Consider the following 3,910-nt stretch of genomic DNA (forward strand, 5'->3'; position numbering starts at 1 on the left):
ACCGTGATGTCCCGGCTGAATCGCGGCCGGAAAATGCTGGCTCGATCTTTAACAAAATATGCTGTCGCAAATGGTTTTACAAACTGCATTAATTTAGCTTAATCGAACAGGGAGGAACTATGAGTGCAAACACATTTGGATTACAACCTAATTTAATATGGGCAGATTCGAGCGTATTACTCTCTGTTCGGTCCATCCAGAGGCGATATCGACACAATTTAGGCTGTAAACGAACATGCCGGCGACCGTGCTGCCGCAGTGGGCAACGGTGTCGGCTTCTATGAATCCAGGGATGGTTTCATTCCACTGGTTTGTTTTGATTGGGATTTGTTTTTTGATGATAAAGCCCGGTTTTGTTGTGGCCAAGCCTTTTTTAGCGAACTTGGCTCGAGATAGCGCCATCAATCGGTCTAGGGTGCAGGAGATATTTTCAAGAGTTTTTTTTAATCTCTTTTGACAAGATATATTTTTTGTAATGTGGCAGGAACAATGGAATCATGGCTTTCAGTCGTTTGGCACAGGCAAGGTTCAGGCAGAGGTAGAATATACTGAAACGACTTTCCAACTTCGTGCAGATGATGTGGTTATTTTTTATACGGACGGTCTCCCAGAAGCCATGAACTCAGTCCATGAAGAGTTCGATTTTGAACGTTTTGAAGCAACCCTTAGCAGTCTGCAATTGAACTTACTTAGTGCTCCTGAGATCTTTTTTTTTGAGTTATCCCGACAAGGCTTATTATGTCACCTCAATGAAGCTTTTGGATCAAATTGATTCGAGATATTTAAAAGAAACCGAAAGAATATGACAGGCATCGAAGTACTGGAGGGCGGATGCGATTTCGATTCGAAAAGAATATTGGCAGGTGATTGCCTATGAAGTCAAGTTTGGGCGTTAATGATGTTGTCTACCCGGATCCCTCCGATGTGACAAATAGTTAAGCAATCTTAACATCATAGGCAAGCAATTTTTTCCCGGTTTTATTCAAAAAACTAACCCCAGTCCTTTGGGTTATGAGCCCAACGATTCGAAATATTCCTCTATTTTGCGGATGACCACTATCGGTTGGCAGGGAATGTACTTATTCTTGATTTGCATCGATAAAATTCAGCTTTTAGAAAAATAACGTAACTTTGACGTAACCATTTTGAGGGCTGTACCAAAAAACAATGACTTATGTGCTATTTTTCAGAATACCATGGGCCTCTTAAGCCCAAGGCTCCTGTGCTCCCTCTATTCTTCTGCAATGCAGTAAAGGTTTTCCTCTCCGCGAAGGAATAACTCGCGGCCGACGATGGCTGCCGACGCGCTGAAGCTGTCGTCGAGTCGGTTCAGTGCGAGAAACTTGGGTATGTCATCATGACTGATCACGAGAGTTGTTCCCTCCAGGTCGGTGATGTAAACACGTTCGGCCGCGCCGACCGGAGAGGCGTAGACGTTCCGGATGCCTTCCAGACGAAATGGGCCGAGGGGGTCATCTCCTGTCTTTGCGTTAACGCGGGAAAGAATCCCCTGGTAGTGGCGTAGAAAATACAGAGAATCTCCGTACAGCAGGGGTGATGGCACATACGGGGTGCCCCGTTCGCGGGTCCAGACAACCCTGTCGGTTCCAGTGATGTCACCCCTCGCACCGTCGAGCCGTATGGCCAGCATGGCTCGTTTGTCGTAGCTGCTGCCGACGAACACCATTCCGTCCGCTGCTACCGGCGAGGCGACGATATTTGCTGACAGCCCGCCGCACTCCCAGATGACCTTTCCAGTGGCCAGGTCGTAGCCACGCACGCGATTTGTACCGTTGATAATGACTTGTGGCTTACCGTCGTGCACAACCACAATCGGCGTACTCCACGACGTGACCTCTTGGCGCGCGACCTTCCAAAGCTGTGCTCCGGTTCGTTTGTCGAAAGCAAGCACAAGGGATTGGCCTTCGTGGTCCCAATTGATTATTAATGTCTCGCCAAAAAGCGCCGGAGAGCTGCCCTCGCCGTGTGCGTGCTTCGTCTGCATTTCACCCAAGTCTATCTTCCATTGAAGCTCGCCGTCCAGATTAAGGCAATAGAGCCCCCGTGAGCCAAAGAATGCAAACAGATGCTCACCATCGGTGACTGGGGAGTTGGAGGCCAAGCTTCCGGTAGTGTGACCTCCCTCGTGCGGAAGTTCCGTGTGCACAGTCCGTTGCCAGATTTTCTCTCCGTCGCTGCGCCTGACTGCGAGAACGACAAAATTGTGGGGCTGGGTCACTGGAACGCTGTGATGCGCGCCAGGCGCGTTGTCGTACCTTGGTTCAACCTCGTCACCGTAAGGAACGGCTGCTGTGATAAAAACATGGTCGCCCCAGATGATGGGCGTCGAATGTCCCTTGCCTGGCAACGCAATCTTCCAGCGAACGTTTTTGCTCTCACTCCATTCTACCGGCGGGTTGGCTCCCGGCGCTACGCCGACGCCCAGTGGACCACGCCACTGCGGCCAGTTGTATTCGGACTCGGCCTGGCTGCCATCATAAGCCAACATCGCTGAAACCGCCACAGATACAGCAGCAAGGATTGTGAAAAGATAACGCAGCATGATTAAGGTTTCGCTAGTAAAACGTCTGAATTAAGTTACAAATATAAAGGGATCGCTGAACTTCTGCAACGAAAAAAACAACAAACTGCCAACGGAGAAAGCACCATAAAACACCAGGTCCTCAATCAATTCTTTTTCGCCTTCAAAATCTTCGAATCTAGGAAGCGTCTTTGGCATACTTACCGATTCAGTGCTATCTTGTCCATAATATAATTTAGACGAAAGAAAATTGCTTTTCCTCGATTTTTTTGAAATATTTTATTTATACGTTATATTCATGATTGTCTTGAATGACATAAGTTTCATGAAAATGCCGCGGAAAGGCATGTGTGACGTATGTTGTCGACAGGAGTTCGAGACTATGAAATTACGGCAAACGCGTCAGCTTTGCGCTTTCTTTAATATTAGGTCTGGCTGCCATTACGTGTGTTGTAATCGTGGGAAGTAATAATCGTTGTTACGGCCAAAAGCGATATTTAGTTGCTCATCTTTGAGTGGAGCTTTTTCCGGGTTAACTCGCAAACATGTATTTTGCTATTTTCCTCAAGAAGAGCAAGTTTCAGCAGCTTTAACTTGCTTAATCATGATTACGAGCAAAGGGCACTTTGGGTAAAATGAAATATCCCACCTTTGATTTTGATAGAGATAAATGTCTTCAATTTTCAGAAACGCTTAAAACTAAATCTGAAAAAAGAACGTATTTTAATTTTCTACAAAATGACGATGTGCTGAAGCCTGTTAAGCCAGATAATGTTATGAACATACTTGAGCACGACTTTGTCAAATGGTGCAGGACTAAAATAAAAGACTAGGTAAAATCAGATAAAGCAATACTATTGCCAAGTAACGAAGCCGGACTTATGGTCGGGCTTTTAGATGAGGGCAAAAAGTGGCTTAGAGATTCAGTAATGAGATGGATTGAGGATGAATACGAATTCGAAGTTTGCAATTTCAATAAATCAGATATAGCTGAGATTAAAGCAGTCAATAAAGATGCTCTCGTCAGGACTTTTTTTTCATATATGGGGCAGGAGTATTCATATAGAGCAACAAAAAGGGATAGAGAAATCAAAGAATGGGCGGCAAAAAATGCCCTGACTAACTAAAAAAAGAACAATTTATATCCAACGGCTCACCAGGAGGGACTCGAACCCCCAACCTTTGGCTCCGGAGGCCAACGACGTCCTCTTTGCGAGTCATTGTTTTTATAGTACTTAAAGCCGTTTTTATTTTTCTCGGGTGCGATTTGGGTGCGAAAGTGTCGACGAAAAGTGCACAAATCATCGGGAAGACATTAGAAAAAGAAGCGGAAGCCTTTGCGATCACCTGACGCAAAGAGCTCGTGGG

The 3,910-nt window shown here is 45.9% G+C and carries 4 protein-coding genes and 1 tRNA gene; 2 read left to right on the top strand and 3 right to left on the bottom strand.

Annotated elements, in window-relative coordinates; genetic code table 11:
- Positions 1–147 precede the first annotated feature (147 nt).
- On the bottom strand, positions 148–366 hold the full coding sequence (locus IH879_21090; GenBank protein ID MCH7677424.1) for a hypothetical protein: 219 nt from the start codon (positions 364–366) through the stop codon (positions 148–150).
- Between the two features lie 109 nt (positions 367–475).
- Between IH879_21090 and IH879_21095 the strand changes: the two genes are divergently transcribed.
- Complete coding sequence (locus IH879_21095; GenBank protein ID MCH7677425.1) at positions 476–772, top strand: SpoIIE family protein phosphatase; 297 nt, start codon at positions 476–478, stop codon at positions 770–772.
- 459 nt (positions 773–1,231) lie between these two features.
- Here IH879_21095 and IH879_21100 read toward each other — a convergent pair whose 3' ends face one another.
- Positions 1,232–2,563: a PQQ-like beta-propeller repeat protein gene (locus tag IH879_21100; GenBank protein MCH7677426.1), complete on the bottom strand. Its 1,332-nt coding sequence runs from the start codon at positions 2,561–2,563 to the stop codon at positions 1,232–1,234.
- A gap of 836 nt (positions 2,564–3,399) precedes the next feature.
- On the opposite strand from IH879_21100, the gene IH879_21105 reads away from it, so the two are divergent.
- Entirely contained in the window at positions 3,400–3,669 is a 270-nt protein-coding gene (locus IH879_21105; protein ID MCH7677427.1) for a hypothetical protein, read from the top strand.
- Positions 3,670–3,694: 25 nt separating this feature from the next.
- Here IH879_21105 and IH879_21110 read toward each other — a convergent pair.
- Positions 3,695–3,758, bottom strand: a tRNA-Arg gene (locus IH879_21110).
- Between the last annotated feature and the right edge of the window lie 152 nt (positions 3,759–3,910).

Source organism: candidate division KSB1 bacterium, from assembly GCA_022562085.1.
GTDB lineage: Bacteria > Zhuqueibacterota > Zhuqueibacteria > Oceanimicrobiales > Oceanimicrobiaceae > Oceanimicrobium.

What these genes read in the sequence shown, in the direction of transcription:
- IH879_21095 (MCH7677425.1), top strand. Translation starts at nt 476, where the DNA reads ATGTGGCAGGAACAATGGAATCATGGCTTTCAGTCGTTTGGCACAGGC.
- IH879_21100 (MCH7677426.1), bottom strand. Translation starts at nt 2,563, where the DNA reads ATGCTGCGTTATCTTTTCACAATCCTTGCTGCTGTATCTGTGGCGGTT.